The 25,078-nt window shown below is 55.2% G+C and carries 18 protein-coding genes; 13 read left to right on the top strand and 5 right to left on the bottom strand.

Going from position 1 to position 25,078, the window contains the following annotated elements:
- Positions 1–186: 186 nt before the first annotated feature.
- Positions 187–1,413 (top strand): MFS transporter, encoded by a 1,227-nt coding sequence (locus EYY67_RS12770; RefSeq protein WP_131693664.1) that lies wholly within the window; start codon positions 187–189, stop codon positions 1,411–1,413.
- On the opposite strand, the gene EYY67_RS12765 is transcribed toward EYY67_RS12770, so the two are convergent.
- On the bottom strand, positions 1,410–1,919 hold the full coding sequence (locus tag EYY67_RS12765; RefSeq protein ID WP_095923875.1) for a GNAT family N-acetyltransferase: 510 nt from the start codon (positions 1,917–1,919) through the stop codon (positions 1,410–1,412). The genes EYY67_RS12770 and EYY67_RS12765 overlap by 4 nt on opposite strands.
- A 434-nt stretch (positions 1,920–2,353) precedes the next feature.
- Complete coding sequence (locus tag EYY67_RS12760; RefSeq protein WP_131693663.1) at positions 2,354–4,204, bottom strand: hypothetical protein; 1,851 nt, start codon at positions 4,202–4,204, stop codon at positions 2,354–2,356.
- Between the two features lie 263 nt (positions 4,205–4,467).
- Between EYY67_RS12760 and EYY67_RS12755 the strand changes: the two genes are divergently transcribed.
- Entirely contained in the window at positions 4,468–5,163 is a 696-nt protein-coding gene (locus EYY67_RS12755) for a pirin family protein (RefSeq protein ID WP_131693662.1), read from the top strand.
- A gap of 62 nt (positions 5,164–5,225) precedes the next feature.
- Here the strand turns inward: EYY67_RS12755 and EYY67_RS12750 are convergent, their stop codons facing one another.
- On the bottom strand, positions 5,226–7,940 hold the full coding sequence (locus EYY67_RS12750) for an autotransporter family protein (protein ID WP_131693661.1): 2,715 nt from the start codon (positions 7,938–7,940) through the stop codon (positions 5,226–5,228).
- A gap of 401 nt (positions 7,941–8,341) precedes the next feature.
- On the opposite strand from EYY67_RS12750, the gene EYY67_RS12745 reads away from it, so the two are divergent.
- The 5 genes from EYY67_RS12745 (at position 8,342) to gntR (ending at position 13,451) form a co-directional block, all read left to right on the top strand.
- Entirely contained in the window at positions 8,342–8,665 is a 324-nt protein-coding gene (locus tag EYY67_RS12745; RefSeq protein ID WP_095923870.1) for a PTS sugar transporter subunit IIB, read from the top strand.
- A complete protein-coding gene (locus tag EYY67_RS12740) occupies positions 8,662–9,990 on the top strand; it encodes a PTS sugar transporter subunit IIC (RefSeq protein WP_095923869.1) in 1,329 nt (442 codons plus the stop codon). Before EYY67_RS12745 ends, EYY67_RS12740 begins: the two co-directional genes overlap by 4 nt.
- A 46-nt stretch (positions 9,991–10,036) precedes the next feature.
- Positions 10,037–11,419, top strand: a complete 1,383-nt coding sequence (locus tag EYY67_RS12735) for a glycoside hydrolase family 1 protein (RefSeq protein ID WP_095923868.1) — start codon at positions 10,037–10,039, stop codon at positions 11,417–11,419.
- 13 nt (positions 11,420–11,432) lie between these two features.
- Positions 11,433–12,350 carry a LacI family DNA-binding transcriptional regulator gene (locus tag EYY67_RS12730; RefSeq protein ID WP_131693660.1) on the top strand — a complete coding sequence of 306 codons (918 nt, stop codon included), beginning with the start codon at positions 11,433–11,435 and terminating at the stop codon, positions 12,348–12,350.
- Between the two features lie 105 nt (positions 12,351–12,455).
- Entirely contained in the window at positions 12,456–13,451 is a 996-nt protein-coding gene (gene gntR / locus EYY67_RS12725; protein ID WP_131693701.1) for a gluconate operon transcriptional repressor GntR, read from the top strand.
- 120 nt (positions 13,452–13,571) lie between these two features.
- On the opposite strand, the gene EYY67_RS12720 is transcribed toward gntR, so the two are convergent.
- The gene (locus EYY67_RS12720; protein ID WP_119825365.1) at positions 13,572–14,087 is read right to left on the bottom strand and encodes a gluconokinase; all 516 of its coding nucleotides are present in this window, start codon (positions 14,085–14,087) and stop codon (positions 13,572–13,574) included.
- A gap of 246 nt (positions 14,088–14,333) precedes the next feature.
- Here EYY67_RS12720 and gntT point away from each other — a divergent pair, with 246 nt between their 5' ends.
- Positions 14,334–15,650, top strand: a complete 1,317-nt coding sequence (gene gntT / locus EYY67_RS12715) for a gluconate transporter (protein ID WP_095923865.1) — start codon at positions 14,334–14,336, stop codon at positions 15,648–15,650.
- A 63-nt stretch (positions 15,651–15,713) separates the two neighbouring features.
- Here gntT and EYY67_RS12710 read toward each other — a convergent pair whose 3' ends face one another.
- Positions 15,714–16,307: a YhgN family NAAT transporter gene (locus EYY67_RS12710; RefSeq protein ID WP_095923864.1), complete on the bottom strand. Its 594-nt coding sequence runs from the start codon at positions 16,305–16,307 to the stop codon at positions 15,714–15,716.
- A gap of 221 nt (positions 16,308–16,528) precedes the next feature.
- Here EYY67_RS12710 and asd point away from each other — a divergent pair, with 221 nt between their 5' ends.
- The 5 genes from asd (at position 16,529) to glgA (ending at position 25,044) form a co-directional block, all read left to right on the top strand.
- Positions 16,529–17,632 (top strand): aspartate-semialdehyde dehydrogenase, encoded by a 1,104-nt coding sequence (gene asd / locus EYY67_RS12705; RefSeq protein ID WP_095923863.1) that lies wholly within the window; start codon positions 16,529–16,531, stop codon positions 17,630–17,632.
- 400 nt (positions 17,633–18,032) lie between these two features.
- Complete coding sequence (glgB, locus tag EYY67_RS12700) at positions 18,033–20,216, top strand: 1,4-alpha-glucan branching protein GlgB (RefSeq protein WP_119825363.1); 2,184 nt, start codon at positions 18,033–18,035, stop codon at positions 20,214–20,216.
- Positions 20,216–22,234 carry a glycogen debranching protein GlgX gene (glgX, locus tag EYY67_RS12695; protein ID WP_119825361.1) on the top strand — a complete coding sequence of 673 codons (2,019 nt, stop codon included), beginning with the start codon at positions 20,216–20,218 and terminating at the stop codon, positions 22,232–22,234. Before glgB ends, glgX begins: the two co-directional genes overlap by 1 nt.
- Positions 22,235–22,257: 23 nt before the next feature.
- On the top strand, positions 22,258–23,535 hold the full coding sequence (gene glgC / locus EYY67_RS12690; protein WP_095923860.1) for a glucose-1-phosphate adenylyltransferase: 1,278 nt from the start codon (positions 22,258–22,260) through the stop codon (positions 23,533–23,535).
- Positions 23,536–23,607: 72 nt separating this feature from the next.
- Positions 23,608–25,044 carry a glycogen synthase GlgA gene (gene glgA, locus EYY67_RS12685; RefSeq protein ID WP_119825359.1) on the top strand — a complete coding sequence of 479 codons (1,437 nt, stop codon included), beginning with the start codon at positions 23,608–23,610 and terminating at the stop codon, positions 25,042–25,044.
- The last annotated feature ends 34 nt before the right edge of the window (positions 25,045–25,078 follow it).

Raw genomic sequence — 25,078 nt, 5'->3', positions numbered from 1 at the left:
GGTTGAAGTCTCCCGACCATAATCAGGGCGCATGACAGTGATGTGTCACTTTGATGGCAGTACGTCGAAAGCTGAATAAAACAACGGTTCAATTTGTTGCGAAAGTCATCAATTACTAATAAAGTCAAAGACTCATTTACGGCTTCGTAACACGCCTGAACCTTCTTTCGTGAGACGCTGATTTCCATGCCTGAACCTGCTTCGCCCGACCTGACGTCCGCCAGTTCCTCAAAGACCACGCTGCGCATCCTCTCCATTCTGGTGTTTAACTTTGCCAACTATCTGACCATCGGCCTGCCGCTGGCGATCCTGCCGGGTTATGTGCATGAACACCTCGGCTATAGCGCGTTCTGGGCGGGGCTGGTGATCAGCCTGCAATACTTCGCGACGCTGCTGAGCCGTCCGTATGCCGGGCGTTATGCGGATAAAGTCGGGCCAAAAAGGGTGGTGATGTTCGGGCTGAGCGGCTGTCTGCTCAGTGGCGTGTTTTATCTGCTGGCACTGTGGTTTGACGCCTCACCGGCGGTCAGTCTGGCGCTGCTGTGTCTGGGGCGGTTGCTGCTCGGTGCCGGGCAAAGTTTTGCCGGCACCGGGTCGACGCTGTGGGGCATCAGCGTGGTCGGATCCCTGCATATCGGCAAGGTGATTTCGTGGAGCGGGGTGGTGACGTACGGCGCGATGGCGATGGGTGCGCCGCTCGGCGTGCTGATTTTCAGCGCCGGTGGCCTGAGCCTGCTGTCACTGTGCATCATTCTGGTGGCGCTGGCAGCATTGATCACGGCGTGGCGCAAACCGCCGGTGACCGGCAAAGCCTCGACGCAAATCCCGTTCCGTCAGGTGTTAGGAAAAATACTGCCCTACGGCATGATGCTGGCGCTGGCTTCCACCGGTTTTGGCGTGATCGCCACCTTCATCACGTTGTTTTACGCCGCCAAAGGCTGGTCGGGCGCGGCGTTCTCCCTGACATTCTTCAGCGTGGCGTTTGTCGGTATGCGGCTGTTATTGCCCAACAGCATCAACCGTTTTGGCGGATTGCGCGTGGCGCTGGCCTGTTTTGTGGTGGAAATCGCCGGGCTGATGATAGTGTTTTTCGCGCCGACGGCGTGGGCGGCAATGGCGGGGGCGTTCATCACCGGCGTCGGGTTCTCGCTGGTTTATCCGGCGCTGGGCGTGGTGGCAGTCAAAAAATTGCCGCAGGAAAATCAGGGCAGCGCGCTGGCGACCTATTCGGCCTTTCTCGATTTATCGCTGGGGATCACCGGGCCGCTGGCCGGGGTGTTGATGACGCAGGCGGGAATCGATGCGATTTATCCCGGCTCGGCGCTGCTGGTGTTAATCGCGATGGCGCTGGTGGTGCGGTTGCTGTTACGTCAGCCCGCGCAGGACACCCGCGCCACGGTCAGTACAGATTAGGCCGGTGAGCGGACGCCGTGGATGCGCCCCATATGCAGCGTATCCACCAGTTCGCCGTCGCGCATCGCGTAGCACGGGCTGAGGCCTTCAACGCTGAATCCGAACTTTTTATACAGCCCGATCGCCACGTCATTATCGGCATAGACCGTCAGCTCGACGCGGGTCACATGCAGCCATTTGTCGCACAGCTCCAGGGCGGCGGCGATAAGCGCGCTGCCGACGCCTCTTCCCTGAAATTGCGTATCCACACCAATACCGAATGTGGCCACATGGCGGCGTCGCCAGGGCTGCTCGACCATCAGGGTCAGATTGCCCACCAGTTTGCCGTCGATACAGGCCACCAGCGCGAACCGGCCGGGCGCGGCATTGGCGAGCCGGTCTTCCCATAGCGTGGCAGGCGGGTAAGGGAGTTGCAGGGTGTCGCTGAAAACAGGAACCTGAGCGTATAGGTGTTGAAGCGCCTCTGCATCCCGGGCTTCAGCGTGACGAATGACTATTTCGCTCATGGCGACACTCCTCTTTTTGTGGTTACTGTTTGAATATCCTCTACATTTATCAGGAAAAGGAAAACTGTCAATCGAATGTTCGGTGAAAAATAATGCTTTACAAGTGCGAATGATAATGATTATTATTGCCATGCGTTCCGGGGATGGCCTCACACCAAGGTCAAACGGGTCCCCAATGAGCGCACGACATTGCTCACATTGCTTCCAGTATTACTTAGCCAGCCTACGCTGGCTTTTTTTTTCTTCATATTTTGAGCTGTGGATGCGTTGGCTGCGTTCGCTCACCCCGGTCACATACTTGTGTATGCTCCCGGGGATTCGCTTACTTGCCGCCTTTCCACAACTCAAACTATTTCGAAAAAATTTCCTTTCATATTATGGGGTCGCTCGCTGGCCGCGTTCCTGCGACTCACATTCTTTCGAAAAATCCTGCTTCAGGGAAAACTCATATTCTGCTGCCATATCACCCGATCTCCGGCTTGCGGTTGGGCGATGACGGTGCTGCCGGATAGGCGGTTGTTGAGAAACATCAGTGAGCTGGCGGGTTGGGCGGTGACGTCGGTGAAATCCAATGTTGCCTGTGTCAGTGTTGAGGAAAGAATATCGATTTGCTTCGGCGCGGTGCCGGAGAGGGTGAAGCCAACCTGATTAAACTGTGACGCCTGAACCGACAGCGTGGCGGATTTCAGGATGAGCGGGGCAAATTCCGGGGTGGCATTGAAGATACAGCGGACAAAATTCAGCGGCGCGGTGCTGTCAAATGAATGCCCGTTGATGTCGTTAAACACCGTATCGGTAAAGGTGATCGCAGCGGTCACGTTGCTCTGCACCACTGGCGCACCGTCCTCTTGCAGGGAAAACTGACACTGACGGATAACGTTCGGGCGCGCCGCGCGTTGTGATGCCTGACTGATGATCAGCGTGCGATCGGCGGTGCAGCCGGTCATCTGCAACCCGTCGGCATTCACCCACAACATCCCGGATTGCGGGATCGTCTCATTGGCGATCACCACCAGATCTTCCAGCGTCAGTTCGCTGACGGCAGAACGCGCGACAAACCACGGGCAGACGTGCTTGCGTACATTGATACGTTTGGCGCTGCCTCCCCAGGTGGCCCCGGAGTTGGCGAAGGTCATCAGGCCGGAGTTGCCGGTATAGGTGAGATCATGTTCGTACTGACCGTGCGTGACGAACGGGCCTTTTTCCGCGCTCTGTCCGCTGGCGTGACAGTTTTCGACCAGGCAGTACGCCGACGCGGTGAAATCATTTAAATGCCGCGCGTTTGCGACGCTGCAATCACTGACATGACCGTACAGGCAATAGATTTGCTGCGTCAGATAACCGGCACCGCCAAAAGCGGTATTTGGCGGATTGATAAGGGAACATTGCTGCGTCAGATAATGGGTATTCCAGCGGCGCATCACCACCGGCCAGAAAGAACCTGTTGAATGAATGCCTGCCACATTGGCGTACACCGCGTATTCAAATGCCAACGGATGACTGCCGGTCAACTGATCCTCTCCCGCGCCGGAGAACTGCATATTTTTGATGGTGACGAATTCCACCGGCTCGACTTTTTGCCAGCTGATCACCCTGCCTGCCCGCAGTTCCCAGCCGTTGTAATAGCCAGTCTGAATATGCGTGCTGTCAGGAATGGCGATGATTTCCACCAGCTTTTGCAGCTCGCGTTCCGCCGCGCCTTTCACCGGTGCCACCTGAACCGCATACCAGTCGCCCACACTGAACAGTGACGAGTCGGCGACCGGGAAAATATCCGTCTGCTCCTGCAACGTTTCTGTCAGCGTGAAGGTGACGGGGGCGCCGGTGACGCTGCCCTGGAAAAACAGCACGGCAGCAAACGGATCATTGGCCGGTGCGCTGGCAATGCCGGTGGTGAAAACGCGGTTGTTCTGAAAATCCAGCGTGATATCTGAACGGGAGAAACGATGGCGGCGCTGAAAGAGCAAATCCGTGAACGCAAGAATCTGTGTAATTGCCGGATCATTCACTAACGCATCCAGCGCATCGTCGGCGGGTTGATCGGCATTGAGAATGCCGAAAGTACGGAAATCGCCCACGCCCTGATGAATAAGCCGCCAGCGCCCGTTGGCCGAATGGTCAGAACTGATCACGGTGCCGTTATTGGCGGGCAGATCGCAGTTATTGTCCCAGTGATAATGGCCGCCGCCGCCGTCACCGGCCTGAAAATAACCATTAACAAAAATATTATGATCCAGATGATTTTTGAGATTCTTCAATGCGGAGACAGAATTGACTGTTTTCATGAGGGGATCCTTTTGAGGCTCAGGGGTGAGCCACTTTATTTTGTTATATCTCCGTGTTTTCAACCACAATATGCGGCCCTGTACGGGCTGGCACAACGGATGCTGTATTTATCAGGTTGTTATTCTGCTCGATATTTTCCCTAAATCCTTTGGAATGCGTCACCTGCATTTGTTCATATTTTTTGAACAGAGGAGTGAAGTTTTTACGCTTTCTTATTCTCAGTCGTTGACTAGACTAGAGAAAACATTGAGGAGAGTTGAACATGATCTACTTACGTCAGGCACAAGAACGCGGTCACGCAAGTCACGGCTGGCTGGAAAGCTGGCATACCTTCTCTTTCGCCGATTACTACGATGCCCAGTTTATGGGGTTCTCCGCGCTGCGGGTGATCAATGAAGATTTCATCGACACGGGGCAGGGTTTTGGTAAGCATCCGCACAAAGACATGGAAATTCTGACCTACGTGCTGGAAGGCACCGTGGAACATCAGGACAGCATGGGCAACAAAGAGCAGATTCAGGCCGGTGAATTCCAGATTATGAGCGCCGGTACCGGCGTGACGCACTCTGAGTACAACGGCAACAGCGACCGTAAACTGCACCTGTATCAGATCTGGATTATCCCGAACCAGAAAGGGCTGGAACCGCGTTATGAACAACGCATGTTCGATGCGCCGCAGGGCCGCCAGCTGGTGCTTTCACCGGATGCCCGTGATGGCTCGCTGAAAGTGTTCCAGGATATGGAATTGTCCCGCTGGGCGCTGAAAAAAGACGAACAGTCTGTTTATCAGATCCAGGCTGACCGCCGCGTGTGGATCCAGGTGGTGAAAGGCACGGTTTCCATTAACGGCCAGAAAGCCGAGGCGAGCGATGCGCTGGCGATCTGGGATGAAACGGCACTGTCGGTTCACGCCGATGAGGACAGCGAAATCCTGCTGTTTGACCTGCCGCCGGTCTGATCACAGGTGATTCAAAACGTAAGGCGATGCAATGGCATCGCCTTTTTTGCGTCCTGAATTCATTATTTAAAGCTGACATTAATGCCGATATTGCCCCGGTAACCTTCCTGTTTACCGTCAAAGCCCCGCGTATAACTCACACTGGTATAAAACGTGGCGTTTTTGCTCACCGGCGCGGTGATCCCGCCGCCCGCCTTCCAGGTGCTTTGCGTGAAATCAGGCGAAATGCGGGTACTGCCGATGGTGACGGCCGGCGCATCGCTGAATGTCGATACCGCATCAAGGTTCAGGTACGGCGTTATGTTGGGCTGACCGGCCTGTGGCTGATGCGAAAGCCGCAAGCCGCCCCGCGCCTGAACGCTGTTGTCCGTGGTTTTGTTTACCGTGGCAATGCCGTCATTAAACCCTTTCATATGCAAATACTGATAAATCACCTGCACCTGCGGTTCGAGTCGCCAGCTTTGAGTTATCGCCAACGGAATGCCGCTCTCGGCTGACAACGCCACGCCGTACCCGTCCTGTTTGGCATCGTTTTCACTGTGGAAATCGGTGTGGTAATCGGTAATCTGTCCGACAAAATCCAGATACGCGCCGTCGTTGGTTTTCAGGGTGTAATAGCCCCCGACGCCGTAAGCATCGGTCGACACATCTCCGGTATCGGCGGATTCCCCGACCAGCCTGCGTGCGCTGTCTGAACTGCCGGTTTTCTGGTCGCCCAGCGAAATCATCACCCCGGCATGCACCGTGTTGCCGCGCGGCGTGTCATCCTGATACAAATCCTTGCCGATCTGGATATAGCGAATGTCGCTGTCAAAACTGAAACGACCGACATCATAATTATCATGCGACCCGCCGACGCGCCCCCAGGTCCCGTCCTGACTGCGTTTCACACTGTCGCCGGTACGTTCATGGTAAGACCCCATCGAGTTAAAACCGTACTGCCGGTTAAGGAAGGGCGAAGCAATATATCCGACGACATCCGTCCGGTAGGCGATCACCGGCTTAGGCGTGGGCTGCGGTGTCGGGTCGGGCGTCGGATCCGGGTCAGGTGTCGGATCAGGCACCGGTTCCGGCGGCGGCACCGGCTCGAGATAAGTGCGTAAATACCAGTCTTTCGACGAGGTCGGGCTGCCTTTATACAGGTAATAATCAAACGCCCCTGCGCTGACTTTTTTCAGCAGTTTCAGCGAGGACGTATCAGCGCCATCGACCTGCACCAGCCGGATGCCGTCGCCCTGCGTCAGCGCACCGCTGCCGCCGGTATTGCGGACCAGCACGCCAAATTGTCCGCTGGCGTTGCCGGTAATGTGCAGTAAATCGGTCGGGGAATCATCACTGCCAAGCCGGGTATTCAGGTTCAATGCCCCGTTGCCGGACAGCGTATTCGCGGTCAGCGTGCGAAAACTGTCCTGCTGAGGCTGAGTGAAATTCAGCAGGCTGTTATCCATCGAGACATTACCCAGCACGGAATCGCCGGTCAGATTCCACACCGACTGATTATTCAGCGACAGCGAACTGAGGTTTTGCACCGCGCCGGTCAGTACGGAGGCGTCCAGCGTCATGTCCGTGGTCGCGGTGGTGGCATTGATGATGTTGCCGATAATCTGGCTTTGATCACTGACATTCACCGTGCTGTTGCCGTTGCCGGCAAAGGTCATTGCCGCGTTAATGCCTGAAATACGGGTGGCGTTATCGATGACCAATTGAGCATTACCGTCGTAAATCTTGCTGATGCCGACATTGCCGCTGGTGATGGTTGAATTATCAAGGCGAAGTTTTTGTAATTCATTCTCCGTCATCGGAGCGGCTTGCAGGTCGATACCCTTAGAAGTATCACCTGGCGTAGAAATACGCATTCCATTTTCCAGTATCAGATCATTGGCACCGATCACGGTTATCCCGTTAGTCATGGGGGCCTGAGTGGTGATGGAGCCACCGCTGATCTGCACATTACTGCCGTTTTCTACCATCATGCCGTTGGCATATTGCCCGGATGTTTCGATATCGACATCGCTCATTTTCAGGTTACCGAAGTCCACTATCACGGCATTGCTTTGATCACTCTTTGTGATGATGGTGCCGCGCTCATAAGTGACATTTGAAAAACGTTCATTGGAACCTTCGATCGTTATTCCCTGACGAACCTGAGACAAAAGTGACGTATTCAGTAATGTTGCATCAGAATTACTGATAACAATGGCCGAACTATTGGACGTTCCCCCCAGATGATTCACCGTTAAACCAACGGCATTCAGTGTGGACTCATTATTCACTTCCAAGGCATTGTCCGCATTACGGGCATTAACGGTGGCATTAATCATATTCGCCGTGGCGTTACTATTAATCACCACTGCCGCACTGTTAGAATTAAGGGTCGCGTCGTTGATATTTAAAACACTGCCTGCATCTTGTATCGTTACCGCATGGGAAATTTCCCCGGACTGACTGTTGTGATTAATCACGGAATCTTTTCCGATATTAATGACACCGCTATTTTGCGCGACAAGCGAGGAGCCAAGCTGGCTGCCGGACGCGTTGAACGTGTTAGCCAGGAACGTCAGTTGTGCACCGTTATTGACCATGATCCCGTATTTTATCAGCGGGTTATCAGCAACGATGTTTTCGTTATCCTTGGTGGAAAAGGTCAGCTTTTGATTGTTCGTCAGCAGCAATGGCAGGGTGTAATTTGCCGCACTGGCGCTCATGACGGCAATATTGGGCAGGCAACACGCCAGCAGAATACATCGTGTTATTTTACAGGTATTAAACGCCGGCATCAGGCATTCCTTAAAGATAATAAGCGGTGAATGCCGGACAATGTATTCATTAATCCTCAGGGCATAAAATCATTCAATATCAATTTTTCATTGTTTTTCGCCGGTGAGATTAATAGGGTTTTATGTTGTTTATTGGCGGAATAAATCAGAGGGATGATACCCGGTGTGAGAGTGCGGTGATAATTGTGAGGCGGCTTTTTCCCTTAGCTGCTCTTTTTCTCTCTGCGAAAGACATTTACGCAAAATGTGAAACATTTCACATCGCCGGGCAACCGGCATGAAATTTTATGAACAGGCTCGCACATTTCCCCTGAAGGCATGGAAACCGGTTTCCATAACGCCTTAAATACCCTCAGCAAGAAGAAATGGGCAGAACATAAATCATCTGGGAGTGAAGCAAAATGAAAAGAATCATGCTTTGTTGTTCGGCGGGGATGTCGACCAGTTTGTTGGTGCGCAAAATGAAAGAAGTGGCGGCAGAGCGCGGCGAAGACGTGCAGATCGATGCCTTCGGTGCCAGCGAATTTGACGAAAAATTCCGCGACTATCAGGTCGTGCTGCTCGGGCCACAGGTGCGCTACATGCAGGCTGATTTATCCGCCAGAGCGGCTGAATTCAATATCCCGGTCGAGACCATCAACATGATGGATTACGGCATGCAGCGCGGCGACAACGTGCTGGACTTCGCTTACGGCCTGATCGCACGGGAAGGAAGCCGCGTATGAGTGGTCTCTATCAGGCGATGGTTAACGTCATCGAAAAACACATCACGCCACTGGCGGGCAGCGTCGGCCAACAGCGGCATGTCATTGCCATCCGCGACGGCTTTATCGCCGCGCTGCCGTTTATGATTATCGGCTCGTTCATGCTGGTGTTTATCTTCCCGCCTTTCTCGCCGGACACCACCTGGGGCTTCGCGCGCGGCTGGCTGGACCTGTCGCTGAAATACCGCGAACAGCTGATGCTGCCGTGGTATCTGAGCATGGGCGTGATGACCTTCTTCATCTCCGTTGGCATCGGGGCGAGTCTCGGCAAGCATTACAAACTCGACCCGATCATGACCGGTTTGCTGGCCTTTATGGCGTTTCTGCTGGTCGCCGCGCCGTACCATGACAAGCAAATCTCCACCCAATATTTTTCCGGCGAAGGCATCTTTACCGCCATTCTGACGGCGATTTATGCCGCCGAAGTGTATGCGCTGCTCAAACGCCGCAACATCACCATCCGCCTGCCGAAAGAAGTGCCGACCGGCGTGGCGCGTTCGTTTGAAATCCTGATCCCGGTGGTGGTGATTGTCGCCACATTACATCCGCTGAACCTGTTTATTCAGTCGACAACCGGCATGATTATTCCTGAAGCGATCATGCATTTGCTGGCACCGCTGGTGTCCGCCTCGGATTCCCTGCCGGCGATTTTGATCTCGGTATTTATCTGCCAGGTGCTGTGGTTTGCCGGTATTCACGGTGCGCTGATTGTCACCGGCATCATGAACCCGTTCTGGATGACCAATCTGGCGCTGAATCAGACCGCATTGCAGGCCGGCGCGCCGCTGCCACACATTTATCTGCAAGGATTCTGGGATCACTATCTGCTGATTGGCGGCGTCGGTTCGACCCTGCCGCTGGCGATTTTACTGCTGTGCAGCAAAGCTGTGCACCTGCGCACTATTGGCCGCATGGGCGTGGTGCCAAGCTTCTTTAACATCAACGAACCGATCCTGTTCGGCACGCCGATTATCATGAATCCGGTGTTCTTCCTGCCGTTCACGCTGGTGCCGATGCTTAACGCTGTCTTTGCCTACACCGCCACCAAACTGGGCTGGGTTGCACAAGTGGTCTCGCTCACACCCTGGACAACACCTGCGCCGATTGGTGCGTCATGGGCCGCAAACTGGGCATTCAGTCCGGTAATTATGTGCCTGTTCTGTATGGTGTTATCAGCCGTAATGTATTACCCGTTCCTGAAAGCCTATGAACGTACGTTGCTGAAACAGGAAGCGGAAAAAGCCACGGCACAGACGGCGGGCAATGCCGTGCCGGCGAATTCTTAACCATTCACAGTTAAAAACGTAAAGCTAACGGACAGCGAGGATGACGATGAAATACGCATTTCCAAAAGAATTCTGGTGGGGCAGTGCCAGCTCAGCGCCGCAGACGGAAGGTGAAACACTGAGCCACGGCAAAAGCGCGACGGTATGGGATCACTGGTATTCACAGCAGCCAACACGTTTTCACAACGACGTCGGCCCGCAGGAGACCTCCACGTTTTACAAGAACTGGCGTGAAGATATCGCCCTGCTGAAACAGCTGAATCACAACACGTTTCGCACCTCGATTTCCTGGGCGCGTTTGATCCCCAACGGAAGGGGTGACGTGAATCAGGAAGCGGTGACATTTTATAATCAGGTGATCGACGAAATGCTGGCGCAGGGCGTGCAGCCGTTTATCAATCTGTTCCACTTCGATATGCCGATGGCGATGCAGGAAATCGGCGGCTGGGAAAACCGCGACGTGGTGCAGGCGTATGAAAAATATGCCGATACCTGTTTTGAACTGTTCGGCGACCGCGTGAAGCACTGGTTTACCTTCAACGAACCGGTCGTGCCGGTGGAAGGTGGCTATCTGTATGATTTCCATTACCCGAACGTGGTGGATTTCAAACGGGCGGCCACCGTGGCGTATCACACCATGTTGGCGCATTCGCTGGCGGTGAAAGCTTATCGCGCCCGTCATCTCAGCGGCGAAATCGGCATTATCCTCAACCTGACGCCGTCTTATCCGCGTTCGCAAAACCCGGCTGACCTGAAAGCCGCCAACATTGCAGACCTGATGTTTAACCGCAGTTTCCTCGATCCGGCGCTGCGCGGTGAATATCCGCAGGAACTGGTGGAATTGCTGAAAAAACACGATCAGCTTCCGGCGTGTCAGCAGGGCGATAAAGAACTGCTGCAGCAGGGCGTGGTAGATTTACTCGGCATCAACTATTACCAGCCGCGCCGCATTCAGTGTCGCGACAGTATGGTGAATCCGGAAAGTCCGTTTATGCCGGAATGGTTCTTCGATAACTACGTGATGCCGGGCCGTAAAATGAACCCGCACCGTGGCTGGGAAATCTACGAGCAGGGCATTTACGATATCCTCACCAATCTGCGCGAAAACTACGGCAATCCGCGCTGTTTCATTTCCGAAAATGGCATGGGCGTGGAGCATGAATTGCGCTTTGAAAAGGATGGCCGCATTGAGGATGATTACCGCATTGAGTTCGTCAGCGGGCATCTGAAATGGCTGCATCGTGCTTTACAGGAAGGCAGCGGCTGTCTGGGTTATCACATGTGGACATTTATTGATTGCTGGTCATGGATGAATGCCTATAAAAACCGGTATGGTTTCATTCAGCTGGATCTGGAAACGCAGAAACGTACCGTGAAGAAAAGCGGCGAATGGTTTGCGGCGGTGTCTAAAAATAACGGTTTCGATTAACACAAGGAAAGACATGGCAAACATTAACGACGTTTCGCGGCTGGCGAAGGTGTCGAAAGCGACGGTGTCCCGTGTCCTGAGTGGCAGCCGCGGTGTGAAAGAGGAAAGCCGCCTGGCCGTAATGCAGGCGGTGGAAACGCTGCAATACAAACCGAGCGTGATCGCGCAGTCGCTGTCCACGCAATCCACCGGCTGTATCGGGGTGATTTGTGCGACGGAAAACATTAACCAGTCCACCGGTTATCTGCACGCGCTGGAAAAAGAATTACGGCTGAACCAGAAGTATCTGTTGCTGCGCTTTGCCACCGACGCGGCGAGCCTGACGCACTCTGTGGATGAAATTGGCCGCGGCCTGTGCGATGCGATGATTGTGATCGGCGCGCGTTTTGCGTTGCCAAAACTGCCCGAAAACGTCATCACCATTGACTGTCTCGATGCGGATTCAGAGCGCAGCATTCATTTTGACCGCAGCTTCGCGGCCGAAACTGCCTGTCAGTATGTGCTGAAACAAGGGCGCAGACAGATTGCCCTGATCAATCCGGAAAGTCAGGAAGCGGCAGGGCAGATCCTTCAGGGTTATCATCTGGCGCTGGAGAAATTTCTGCTGCCTTATGACCGGCGGCTGGTGCACAGCGGCGCGCAGGCGCTGACGCAGTTGCTGGCGCAGAACGTGCCGTTCAACGCGCTGCTGGTGCCGGACGACGCCACCGCGCAGGATGCGCTTCGTCAGCTGATGCAGCACGGGCGCAGCGTTCCCGAAAACGTGATGGTCTTCAGCCTCGGCAGTACGTTGCCACCGGGGGGTTCGGCGGTTCCGGCGATTGCGTATCCGCTGGAGACACTGGCGCAACGTGCCATGGCGCTGCTGGCCGGGCAGTTTTCTGCCGGCCTCAGCGCACCGGTTCGCGGCCAGCTTTCTCTCCCTTCCTGACAAACCTCTCATGTCGCGCAGCAACGGATATCCGCCTGCGCGATTGTTTGCTAACATCACACTCTGATCCCTTAACCTTTCAGCGGCACCATCTCATTGATGAATATCAAGAAAAAAAGACCCGTACTCCAGGATGTTGCCGATAAAGTGGGCGTCACCAAAATGACGGTCAGCCGTTATTTGCGCAATCCTGAACAGGTTTCCGGCGCGTTGCAGGAAAAGATTTCTGCGGCGCTCGATGAGCTGGGTTACATCCCCAACCGCGCACCGGACATTCTTTCTAACGCCAAAAGCCGCGCCATCGGCGTGCTGCTGCCGTCGCTGACTAACCAGGTGTTCGCGGAAGTGCTGCGCGGCATCGAAAGCGTGACCGATATTCACGGCTACCAGACCATGCTGGCACACTACGGCTACAGTCAGGAGCGCGAAGAACAGCGTCTGACCTCGCTGCTTTCCTACAATATTGACGGGCTTATTCTTTCCGAACGCCATCACACGGCGCGAACGCTGAAGATGATTGAAGTGGCCGGTATTCCGGTGGTGGAAATGATGGACTGCGTGTCGCCGTGTGTGGATCTGGCGGTGGGTTTTAATAACTTCGAAGCGGCACGGCAGATGACCCAGCAAATTATCGCGCACGGGCACCGCCATGTGGTGTACTTCGGCGCCCGTCAGGACGAACGAACCATTATCAAACAGCAGGGGTACGAGCAGGCGATGCGCGAATCCGGGCTGGAGCCGTACAGCGTGATGACCAGCCGTTCCTCAAGTTACAGCGGTGGCGCGGAATTACTGCGTCAGGCTCAAAAAGACTGGCCGCAAATCGACAGTATTTTCTGCACCAACGATGACCTCGCGGCGGGCGCGTTCTTTGAATGCCAGCGTCAGGGGCTGAAAATCCCGTCCCAAATGGCGATTGCCGGTTTCCACGGACACAACATGGGACAGGCGATGGAGCCGCCGCTGGCCAGCGTACTCACGCCGCGCGAAAGAATGGGGCAGATTTCTGCTGAACGCCTGCTGGCAAGATTACGTGGCGAAGAAGTAGTACCGAGGATGGTAGATGTCGGATTTACGATATCTGCGGGTGGAAGTATCTGATCTTTTACTCCTTCCCCTCTCACGAGGGGAAGGCTGGGATGGGGTGTGGGTTTTGCAGAAGACAGCGCTGCCATTAAAACCCCCTCCCGACCTCCCCCTTCGCAGGGGGAGGAGAAAGTCTTACTTCTGTACCGTCTTCAAAGCCGCGATACAACGATCCACCACACCATCGAGTTTGTGATCGATATTCACCCGCAACACATCCGGCTCATCTTCGCCCGGTTCTTCGAGGGCATCGAACTGGCTGCGCAGTAAATCGGTCGGCATGAAATGTCCGGCGCGGGCTTTCAGGCGCTCGGCAATCACATCAAAACTGCCTTTCATGTAGATGAACACCATGCCTTCGTTGTCTTTACGCAGCGCGTCGCGGTAGCGGCGTTTCAGCGCAGAACAGACAATAATGCCGGTTTCATTTTTATGGCGCAGGCTGTAGGCCGCGTCATTCAGGCGCAATAACCACGGCGCACGGTCGTCGTCGTTGAGTGGCGTGCCGCTGGCCATTTTCTGAATATTGGCGCGGGGATGAAGATCATCGCCGTCGATAAATTTCGCGTTAATTTCACGGGCCAGTGCCGCGCCGACGGTGGATTTACCGCTGCCTGACACGCCCATCAGAATGATGCTTTGTCCTGCCATAAGTATGATCTCTATCCCAAAATGAACATTTTGACTGCGTAGTGAGTCCTAATATTAGCATGTTACCGGTATCATGATACCGGTAACAAATGGAGATGTGACTAATATCACAAAGGAATGCACTGCTGTTTTAGCGGTCGCGGTCTGTACCCGTTGCACTGTTAATTCCTACAACATCTTGAAAATTAAAAACAATGCGTCACCCGGTTTTTTGACATACCGCCGTGACAGCATGAGGGGAAAAATATGCCATTAGTTATTGTAGCGGTGGGTGTCGCACTGCTGTTGTTACTTATGATCCGATTTAAGCTTAATGGCTTCATTGCACTGATTCTCGTCGCGCTGGCGGTGGGGATCATGCAGGGAATGCCGGTCGATAAAGTCATCACCTCGATCAAAAACGGGGTGGGCGGCACGCTGGGCAGTCTGGCGCTGATCATGGGCTTCGGGGCCATGCTCGGTAAAATGCTGGCGGATTGCGGGGGCGCTCAACGTATCGCCACCACGCTTATCGAAAAATTTGGTCGCGAACACATTCAGTGGGCGATTGTGCTGACCGGTTTCATCGTCGGTTTTGCGCTGTTCTATGAAGTCGGGTTCGTGCTGATGCTGCCGCTGGTCTTCACCGTGGCAGCGGCGGCGCGTTTGCCACTGCTGTACGTCGGTGTGCCGATGGCCGCGGCGTTATCCGTCACCCACGGTTTCCTGCCTCCGCACCCTGGCCCGACGGCGATTGCCACCATTTTCCATGCCGATATGGGTAAAACCCTGCTGTTCGGTTCACTGCTGGCGGTGCCGACCGTGATCCTGGCCGGTCCGGTTTATGCACGCTTCCTGAAAGGTATCGACAAACCGGTGCCGGAAGGTCTGTTCAATCCGAAAACCTTCACGGAAGAAGAGATGCCGGGCTTTGGCGTCAGCGTGGCGACGTCACTGGTGCCGGTTATCCTGATGGCATTCCGCGCGGTCTGCGAAATGATCCTGCCGAAAGGCCATCCGGTGCTGGCGTATGCTGAGTTCTTCGGCGACCCGGTAATGGCCACGTTGATTGCGGTGCTGATCGCTATCTTCACCTTCGGCCTCAACCGTGGCCGTAAGATGGATGAAGTGATGGCGACCGTGAGCGATTCCATCAAAATCATCGCGATGATGTTGTTAATCATTGGCGGTGGCGGGGCGTTCAAACAGGTGCTGGTAGACAGCGGGATTGAAAAATATATCGCTGCCCTGATGCACGGCAGCAACCTGTCGCCGATCCTGCTGGCCTGGTCCATTGCCGCTGTGCTGCGTATCGCACTGGGTTCCGCCACCGTGGCGGCCATTACCGCAGGCGGTATCGCCGCGCCACTGATCGCCACCACCGGCGTCAGTCCTGAGCTGATGGTGATCGCCGTCGGTTCAGGCAGCGTGATTTTCTCGCACGTCAACGATCCGGGTTTCTGGCTGTTCAAGGAGTACTTCAACCTGAGCATCGTCGAAACCTTCAAATCCTGGTCGGTGCTGGAAACCATCATCTCCCTGTGTGGTCTGGGCGGATGCCTGCTGCTGTCGATGGTCGTCTGACGGCATATTGTTAGCATAAAAAAGGCGAGCCAGATGGCTCGCCTTTTTCGTTTCCTGTTGTCGCTAAATCTTCAAATACGCCCTGATCCCGTCGAGGAACATTTGCGTTGAGAGCATGACCAGAATCAGGCCCATCAGGCGTTCGAGGGCGCTGACGCCTTTGTCGCCGAGCAGGCGCAGGAACAGGTTGGACAGCAACAGGATGGCCATCGACAGTCCCCAGGCGATAAACAGGGCCAGCGTCAGGTGGCTCATCTGATTCGGGTACTGGTGCGAAAGCAACATCAGCGTGGCGAGGATCGACGGACCGGCGACCAGCGGGATCGCCATCGGCACCAGGAAGGGTTCTTCACCGGCAGGCAGGCCGCTGCTGCTTTTCTCTTCCGACGGGAAAATCATTTTGATGGCAATCAGGAACAGAATAATACCGCCGGAAATCGACACGGTTTCGGTGCGCAGATTCAGGAACGACAGGATTTTTTCCCCGGCGAACAGAAAAATCAGCATCAGGATCAGGGCGATCAGCATTTCGCGGATCAACACCACACGGCGGCGTTTCGGGTCGAGATGTTTTAATACCGACATGAAAATCGGTAAGTTGCCCAGCGGATCCATAATTAAAAACAGCAATATGGTTGCTGAAATCATTTCGGTCATGACTACCTCAGAATAATTCGGCTTAAAACGCCTGTTATAAGTCGTGCTGCTATTAAAGGCTGCACTATTGATTAAATTCACTTGCCACTTTTGGTGCATTTTGTAAGGTGGTAGACCCGCGCGTTAACGGGGCACAGTGCAGCAAAACAGGCACTCTCTTAGTGCAGGCGCGCGTTCGAGCCGTTTTAAGCAGTTATCACCCTCAGGGCAGGACAGATATTATGAAAAATGTAGGTTTCGTTGGCTGGCGTGGAATGGTCGGTTCTGTACTCATGCAACGCATGATTGAAGAACGCGATTTCGACGCTATCCGTCCGGTATTCTTCTCCACCTCTCAGCACGGTCAGGCCGCGCCTTCTTTCACGGGTCAGTCTGGAACCTTGCAGGATGCCTATGATCTGGACGCTCTGAGCGCACTGGACATTATCATCACCTGTCAGGGCGGCGATTATACCAATGAAATCTATCCGAAGCTGCGTGAAATCGGTTGGTCCGGCTACTGGATTGACGCAGCATCCTCTCTGAGAATGGAAGATGACGCGATAATCATCCTCGACCCGGTGAACAGCGCCGTGATCCACCAGGGTATCGACAAAGGCATTAAAACCTTTGTGGGCGGTAACTGTACCGTCAGCCTGATGCTGATGTCGCTCGGCGGCCTGTTTGCCAATGACCTGATCGAGTGGGCGTCTGTTGCCACCTATCAGGCGGCGTCCGGCGGCGGTGCGCGTCACATGCGTGAACTGCTGACCCAGATGGGCATGCTGCATAACAGCGTGGCGAAAGAGCTGCAAAACCCGGCCTCCGCCATTCTGGATATCGAACGTAACGTGACGGCGCTGACCCGCAGCGGCACGTTGCCGACCGATAACTTCGGTGTTCCGCTGGCGGGCGGTCTGATCCCGTGGATCGACAAACAGCTCGATAACGGCCAGACCAAAGAAGAATGGAAAGGTCAGGCGGAAACCAACAAAATCCTCGGCACTTCCGACATTATTCCGGTGGATGGCCTGTGTGTGCGCATCGGCGCGCTGCGTTGCCACAGCCAGGCCTTCACGCTGAAACTGAAAAAAGACGTGTCGATCCCGGAAATCGAACAGATGCTGGCATCGCACAATGACTGGGTTCGCGTGATCCCGAATGACCGTGAACTGTCGATGCGTGAACTGACACCGGCAGCAGTCACCGGCACCATGAACACCCCGGTGGGCCGTCTGCGTAAACTGAATATGGGCCCGCAATATCTGTCTGCGTTCACCGTCGGTGACCAGCTGCTGTGGGGCGCGGCAGAGCCGTTGCGCCGCATGTTAAGGATCTTACTCTGACGGGAAAACTGCCCTGTTTTCTTTGAGATGATTTCCCACGGGACACCAGCACGGTGTCCCGTTTTTGTATCTGCCATCCCTCACTTCACCCTTTATCCGCCTTTTTCCAGCGCAACTCTCTGAATTTCATTTTGCGAAAAATTCCTCGGTTTCTTCACGCTGATTTTTCGAACCTTTGTCTATGCTTAGTAGAAGAGCTCTGCCTCTTTGAGAAGCTGAAATAAGCACTTATTTGGAAATTGTGAGCGTAAGCGTCATCGCGCACCTTTTGGCAAAACTGAAACATAGCCGGATCACAAAGCGGCAATAAAAAGGGGAGCACACTGGGATCACGTTTCGTATTGAATACCTGAATGATTTTATTGGATTTATTGATTTAATTAATCATAGGACGAAATACATGTCTGTACTTCCCGATCAGCACGTTATTAATCAAATTATATCTGGCCACTACGCTGATCCTTTTTCTCTTTTGGGCATGCATTCTGTGGCCGCCGGGCTGGAAGTGCGTGCCCTGTTGCCGGATGCCGATCAGGTCTGGGTCATCGATGTAGAAAAGGGTAAGCAGGTGGCGGAACTGCGTCGTTATGACGATCGCGGTTTCTTCGTCGGCCTGATCCCGCGCCGTAAAAATGCGTTTCGCTACAAACTGGAAGTCCGCTGGGGCGAAAATCTCCATGTGATTGACGACCCGTACCGCTTCGGCACGCTGTTGCAGGAGCTGGATATCTGGCTGCTGGCGGAAGGCACGCACCTGCGCCCCTACGAAAAACTCGGCGCGCATCTGCAAACGCTGGATGACGTCGATGGCGTCAGTTTTGCGGTCTGGGCACCGAACGCCACGCGGGTTTCCGTGGTCGGTGAATTCAACTTCTGGGACGGCCGCCGCCATCCGATGCGTCAGCGCCGCGAAAACGGCATCTGGGAATTGTTCATTCCTGCCGTCAGCGAAGGTCAGCTGTATAAATTCGAAATTATCGACTGCCGCGGGCATGTCAGCCTGCGCGCCGACCCTTATGCCTTTGAGGCGCAGATGCGTCCGGACACCGCCTCGTGCGTGCGTAAATTACCGGACGTTGTGCCGCATTCAGAAAGCAGAAAGAAAGCCAATGCGCTGAATCAGCCGGTTTCTGTCTATGAAGTGCATCTGGGATCCTGGCGTCGTCATACCGACGACAATTTCTGGCTCAGTTATGGCGAGCTGGCCGAACAACTGGTGTCGTACGCCAAATGGATGGGCTTCACGCATATCGAACTGATGCCGGTTAACGAACATCCGTTCGACGGCAGCTGGGGTTATCAGCCGCTCGGCATGTATGCGCCGACCCGCCGATTTGGCACGCCGATGGAGTTCAAGGCGTTTGTCGATGCCGCGCATAACGCCGGTCTGAATGTCATTCTCGACTGGGTGCCGGGGCATTTCCCGAGCGATGCCTACGGGCTGGCCCAGTTCGACGGCACCGCGCTGTACGAATATGCCGATCCGCGCGAAGGCTACCATCAGGACTGGAATACCCTGATCTACAACTATGGCCGTCATGAGGTACGAAACTATCTGGCGGGCAACGGCTTTTACTGGATAGAACGCTTCGGCATCGACGGTCTGCGCGTGGACGCGGTGGCGTCGATGATTTACCGCGATTACAGCCGCAAAGCCGGCGAGTGGATCCCCAATTATTACGGTGGCCGCGAAAACCTCGAAGCCATTTCCTTCCTGAAATACACCAACCATACGATTGGCCGTGAACTCGGCGGCGCAGTGACGTTAGCGGAAGAATCCACTGATTATCCGGGCGTCACCATGCCGCCGGATGCCAACGGGCTGGGTTTCCATTACAAATGGAATCTGGGCTGGATGCATGATTCGCTGGCGTATATGCAGCTCGATCCGGTTCACCGCAAATACCATCACAATCTCATGACGTTCGGCGTGCTTTACGCCTACAGCGAGAACTTCATGCTGCCGCTTTCGCACGATGAAGTGGTGCATGGCAAAAAATCCCTGCTGGATAAAATGCCCGGCGACGTCTGGCAGAAGTTTGCCAACCTGCGCGCCTATTACGGCTTTATGTGGGCGCATCCGGGCAAAAAACTGCTGTTTATGGGCGGAGAATTTGCGCAGGGGCGAGAGTGGAATTTTGACGCCAGCCTCGACTGGCATCTGCTCGATGACCCGGCAGGTTGGCACAGCGGCGTGCAACATCTGGTGCGCGACCTGAATCTGACCTATCAGGCCAATGCGCCGCTGTATGAACTGGATTACAACCCGCGCGGCTTTGAATGGCTGGTGGTCGACGACCACGAAAACTCGATTTTCGCCTTTGCTCGTCGCGACGAAAACGGCGGTGAAATCATCGTTATCAGCAATTTCACGCCGGTGCCGCGTGAGCACTACCGCATCGGCATCAGTCAGCCGGGCCGTTATCGTGAAATTCTCAACACCGATTCGCATTACTACCGTGGCAGCAATGTCGGCAACGGCGGCGATGTTTACAGTGAAAATATTGGCCACCATCAGCGCGATCACTCCATCAGCGTGGTGATCCCGCCGCTGGCCACTGTGTATCTGCGAAGGGAGGCGTAATGAAACAACCCGGGCCCGGTCTGCCTGCACCTTTTGGTGCGCATCTCAGAGATAACGGCGTCAATTTTTGCCTGTATTCCGCCCATGCGGAAAAAGTCGATTTGTGCCTTTTTGATGAGAGCGGCAGCGAGCAGCATCTGCCTTTAACCGGCCGCACCGGCAATCTGTGGCACGGGTTTGTGCCGGATCTGAAAGCCGGACAACGCTATGGTTACCGGGTTTACGGACCGTTCGATGCGAAAAACGGCCATCGTTTTAACCCGAAAAAAGTGCTGATCGACCCCAGCGCCCGGGCGATAGACGGCGTGCTGCTTGATAACGCACGTTTTACCGGCGGCACCGATGCGCCGGACGATAAAGACAGCGCCGTGGTTGCGCCAAAATCCGTGGTGGTCGCCGGGAATTTCGACTGGGGCGATGATAAACCGCCCGCCAGACCGTGGGGCGAAACGGTGATTTACGAGGCGCATGTGCGCGGGCTGACCCGTCAGCATCCGCATATTCCCGCCGCCCTGCGCGGCACCTACGCCGGGCTGGCGCATCCGGTCATGCTGGAGTATTTGCAGCATCTGGGTGTGACGGCGATAGAGCTTTTGCCGGTACAACATCATGCCGACGAGCCGCGTCTGCAACGACTCGGACTGAGCAATTACTGGGGCTACAACGTGCTGGCACCCTGCGCCGTGGAACCGCGTTACGCCAGCGGACAGGGCGGCGTGTCGGCGCTGAATGAGTTTAAATCGGCGGTCAAAGCGCTGCATCAGGCGGGCATTGAAGTGATCCTCGACGTGGTGTTCAACCACAGCGCGGAACTGGATATCGACGGGCCGTTTATTTCGTTTCGCGGCATCGATAACGCCAGCTGGTACTGGCTCAACGATGACGGCTCAGACAACAACATGACCGGCTGCGGCAACACGATGAGGCTGGTGGATGAAGAGGTGATCGCCTGGACACTCGACTGCCTGCATTACTGGGTTCGCGAATGTCACGTCGATGGCTTCCGCTTTGATCTGGCGTCTGTTCTCGGCAGAACGCCGGAGTTCACTGCGCAATCGCCGCTGTTTGAAGCCATTAAAAACGATGAAATCCTGTCAAAAACCAAACTGATTGCCGAGCCGTGGGATATCGGCACCGGCGGCTATCAGCTCGGGAATTTCCCGGCACCTTTTGCCGAATGGAGCGATATCTGGCGCGACGATATGCGTCAGTTCTGGCTGCATGGCGACACCTCCCTCGGTCAGTTTGCCGGACGTTTTGCCGCTTCTGCGGACAAATTCAATCCCGCACAGCGCGAACCTTACGCCAGCATCAACATGCTGACGGCACACGACGGCTTTACGCTGCGCGATCTCGTGAGTTTTAACCAGAAACACAACCAGGCCAACGGCGAAGAAAACCGCGACGGCCATAACGAAAATTTCAGCCAAAACCACGGCGAAGAAGGGCTGGAGGCGTCTGCGGAGGTCTTACAGCAGCGGCGTCTCAGCCAGCGGGCCTTACTGGCGACGCTGTTTCTGTCACAAGGCACGCCGATGTTGCTGGCCGGTGACGAACTCGGTAACAGCCAGTCAGGCAACAACAACGCCTATTGTCAGGACAATCCGCTGACCTGGCTCGACTGGGAAAATGCCGATGACAGCCTGATGGCCTACACCAGCGCGCTGATTGCCCTGCGCCGGAAAATTCCGGCACTGACGCAAAACCGCAGGTGGCAGGCAGGCAGCGACGACGTGCAATGGCTGAATCAACAGGGGCAACCGATGAGCCCCGGCGACTGGGAGCAGGGGCCGCAGCAATGGCTGCAAATCTGTCTCTCCCGGCGCTGGCTGCTGATCGTGAATGCCTCGCTGCACGAGGTGGATATGCACCTGCCGCCGGGAAACTGGCAGCCGGTCGCACCGTTCAATAGTGTGCTTTTTGATGAGGAACCCCGGCGTGTCATGGACGGCTCGCAATGGCGGGCAGCAGCAAAAACCCTCTGTGTCCTACAAGATTTCACTCCACAGAGCCGGTAATAATAAAAACGAAGGAGTCAGATATGGCGACATTAGATAACCGGGACCCGGTCATGCTGGCACGACAGTTGCCGCTCAAATCCGTGGCATTGATCCTTGCCGGTGGCCGGGGTTCCAGGCTGAAAGATTTGACCGCAACCCGGGCAAAACCCGCCGTTCACTTTGGCGGTAAATTTCGCATCATTGATTTCGCCCTGTCGAATTGCCTGAATTCCGGCATTCGCCGCATCGGTGTGATCACGCAATATCAGTCGCACACGCTGGTTCAGCACATTCAGCGCGGCTGGTCTTTCCTTAACGAAGAAATGAACGAGTTCGTGGATTTGCTCCCGGCGCAGCAACGCCACAGTACCGAGCACTGGTACAAAGGCACCGCCGATGCGGTCTATCAGAATCTGGATATTATCCGCCGCTATGACGCCGAGTTTGTGGTGATCCTGGCCGGGGATCATATCTACAAGATGGACTACTCGCGCATGCTGATCGACCACGTGCAGAAGGGCGGTGAATGTACCGTCGCCTGTCTGGAAGTCCCGCGCGCCGAGGCCAGTGAATTCGGGGTTATCGGCGTGACTGAGGATTATCACATCACCAGTTTTGTCGAAAAACCGCAAGATCCGCCAGCCATGCCCGGCAATCCTGATATGGCGCTGGCGAGCATGGGCATCTACATTTTTAATGCAGACTATCTGTTTCGCATGCTCGAAGAAGACATGGCAAGTGAGGAATCCAGTCATGATTTCGGCAAAGACCTGATCCCAAAACTGACCCGTCAGGGCGTCGCCCGCGCGCATCCGTTTGGTCTTTCCTGCGTGACACAAAATGATGAATTGCCGCCGTACTGGCGTGATGTCGGGACGCTGGATGCCTACTGGCGCGCCAATCTGGATCTGGCATCGGTCACGCCGGAACTGGATATGTACGACCGCGACTGGCCAATCCGCACCCACATGGAGCCGTTGCCGCCAGCCAAATTTGTGCAGGACCGCTCAGGCAGCCACGGCATGACCATGAACTCGCTGGTGGCGGGCGGTGTGATTGTCTCGGGTTCCGTGGTGGTGCACTCCGTATTGTTCCCGCGGGTGCGCATCAATTCTTTCTGCAATATCGACTCAACGATTATTTTGCCGGATGTGAACGTGGGGCGTTCATGCCGCTTACGCAAATGTGTCATTGACCGCGCCTGCCAAATCCCCGAAGGGATGGTGATTGGCGAGAATGCGGATGAAGACAGCCGCCGGTTCTACCGCTCGGAAGGGGGCGTGGTACTGGTGACGCGCGCGATGCTGGCGAAACTATAAACAGACGTTAGAAAGCACGACTTTTCGTCATCCCGCTGAACGCCGGGATGACCGGGATAATCAGGAGCGCGAATGCAGGTTTTACATGTTTGTTCCGAGCTGTTTCCGCTGTTAAAAACGGGCGGCCTTGCTGACGTCGCCGGAGCACTTCCCGCCGCACAAATTGCGGAGGGCGCGGATGTCCGCGTGCTCATTCCGGCGTTCCCAGATGTCAAAAAAGGACTGGGGGAAACGCAGGTGATCGGTACGCTGGCGACCTTTGCCGGACACGTCACCCTTTCACTGGGGTACTTTGATGGCGTGGGTATTTATCTGATTGATGTGCCGGGTTTGTACGATCGTCCCGGCAGTCCGTATCACGATCAATCGTCTTTTGCCTATCCGGATAACCATCTGCGCTTTGCGCTGCTGAGCTGGATGGCCTGCGAGCTGGCGCTGAATTTCGACCCGCACTGGAAGCCGGATATTGTCCATTCTCATGACTGGCACGCCGGGCTATGTTCTGCCTATATCCGCGCCCGCAACGCGCCGGTGAAGACCGTTTTCACGGTGCATAATCTGGCATTTCAGGGATTGTTCTTCGCGCATCATCTCGATGAGCTGTACATCCCGCGCGAATTCTTCCAGATGCACGGGCTGGAATTCTACGGCCAGATTTCTTTCCTGAAAGCCGGTCTGTTCTATTCCGACCATGTGACGACGGTCAGCCCGACCTACGCGAAAGAAATCACCCGGCCGGAATTTGGTTACGGCATGGAATCTCTGCTGCTGGAACGCGAAATGCAGGGACGGCTGACGGGGATCCTCAACGGTGTCGATGAAGCTATCTGGCAGCCGCGTGATGACGTCTTGTTGTCGGCGCGTTACGACGCTGATGATTTGCGTTCGAAAGCGGTCAACAAAGCTTATCTGCAACGGGCGATGGGGCTGGATGTGGATGACTCGCGTCTGGTGTTCGCGGTGGTCAGCCGCCTGACCAGCCAGAAAGGGCTGGATCTGGTGCTGGAAGCCTTGCCGGACCTGCTCGAACGTGGCGGCCAGCTGGCGCTGTTAGGCGCAGGTGACGCTGTGCTGCAACAGGCATTTCTGGCGGCGGCGGCGGACAATCCGGGGCAGGTCGGCGTACAGCTGGGTTATCACGAAGCGTTTTCCCACCGCATCATCGGCGGGGCGGACGTCATCATGGTGCCGAGCCGTTTCGAGCCGTGCGGATTAACCCAGTTGTATGGCCTGAAATACGGCACCCTGCCGCTGGTGCGCCGTACCGGCGGGCTGGCCGACACGGTGGTCGACTGTGCGCTGGAAAATCTGGCTGACGGAACCGCCAGCGGGTTTGTCTTTGAAGACGCAACGGGGAAATCGCTCGGAAGTGCGATCCGCCGGGCATTTGTTTTGTGGAGCCGACCGAAACACTGGCGACACGTCCAACAACACGCCATGGGTATTGATTTCGGCTGGAAGGTGGCTGCACAGGAATATCTCGTCCTGTACAACCGCCTGCTGTCCTGACCCTGAACGTAGCTAACTTGATCGGGAATGTAAC

Origin of the sequence: Rahnella victoriana, assembly GCF_004330295.1 — a bacterium.
Taxonomy (GTDB): Bacteria; Pseudomonadota; Gammaproteobacteria; order Enterobacterales; family Enterobacteriaceae; genus Rahnella; species Rahnella victoriana.
The sequence above is the reverse complement of the archived record's forward strand: the minus strand, read 5'-3'. Positions and strand labels throughout refer to the sequence as shown.

What these genes read in the sequence shown, in the direction of transcription:
- EYY67_RS12770 (WP_131693664.1), top strand. Translation starts at nt 187, where the DNA reads ATGCCTGAACCTGCTTCGCCCGACCTGACGTCCGCCAGTTCCTCAAAG.
- EYY67_RS12765 (WP_095923875.1), bottom strand. Translation starts at nt 1,919, where the DNA reads ATGAGCGAAATAGTCATTCGTCACGCTGAAGCCCGGGATGCAGAGGCG.
- EYY67_RS12760 (WP_131693663.1), bottom strand. Translation starts at nt 4,204, where the DNA reads ATGAAAACAGTCAATTCTGTCTCCGCATTGAAGAATCTCAAAAATCAT.
- EYY67_RS12755 (WP_131693662.1), top strand. Translation starts at nt 4,468, where the DNA reads ATGATCTACTTACGTCAGGCACAAGAACGCGGTCACGCAAGTCACGGC.
- EYY67_RS12750 (WP_131693661.1), bottom strand. Translation starts at nt 7,940, where the DNA reads ATGCCGGCGTTTAATACCTGTAAAATAACACGATGTATTCTGCTGGCG.
- EYY67_RS12745 (WP_095923870.1), top strand. Translation starts at nt 8,342, where the DNA reads ATGAAAAGAATCATGCTTTGTTGTTCGGCGGGGATGTCGACCAGTTTG.
- EYY67_RS12740 (WP_095923869.1), top strand. Translation starts at nt 8,662, where the DNA reads ATGAGTGGTCTCTATCAGGCGATGGTTAACGTCATCGAAAAACACATC.
- EYY67_RS12735 (WP_095923868.1), top strand. Translation starts at nt 10,037, where the DNA reads ATGAAATACGCATTTCCAAAAGAATTCTGGTGGGGCAGTGCCAGCTCA.
- EYY67_RS12730 (WP_131693660.1), top strand. Translation starts at nt 11,433, where the DNA reads ATGGCAAACATTAACGACGTTTCGCGGCTGGCGAAGGTGTCGAAAGCG.
- EYY67_RS12720 (WP_119825365.1), bottom strand. Translation starts at nt 14,087, where the DNA reads ATGGCAGGACAAAGCATCATTCTGATGGGCGTGTCAGGCAGCGGTAAA.
- gntT (WP_095923865.1), top strand. Translation starts at nt 14,334, where the DNA reads ATGCCATTAGTTATTGTAGCGGTGGGTGTCGCACTGCTGTTGTTACTT.
- EYY67_RS12710 (WP_095923864.1), bottom strand. Translation starts at nt 16,307, where the DNA reads ATGACCGAAATGATTTCAGCAACCATATTGCTGTTTTTAATTATGGAT.
- asd (WP_095923863.1), top strand. Translation starts at nt 16,529, where the DNA reads ATGAAAAATGTAGGTTTCGTTGGCTGGCGTGGAATGGTCGGTTCTGTA.
- glgB (WP_119825363.1), top strand. Translation starts at nt 18,033, where the DNA reads ATGTCTGTACTTCCCGATCAGCACGTTATTAATCAAATTATATCTGGC.
- glgX (WP_119825361.1), top strand. Translation starts at nt 20,216, where the DNA reads ATGAAACAACCCGGGCCCGGTCTGCCTGCACCTTTTGGTGCGCATCTC.
- glgC (WP_095923860.1), top strand. Translation starts at nt 22,258, where the DNA reads ATGGCGACATTAGATAACCGGGACCCGGTCATGCTGGCACGACAGTTG.
- glgA (WP_119825359.1), top strand. Translation starts at nt 23,608, where the DNA reads ATGCAGGTTTTACATGTTTGTTCCGAGCTGTTTCCGCTGTTAAAAACG.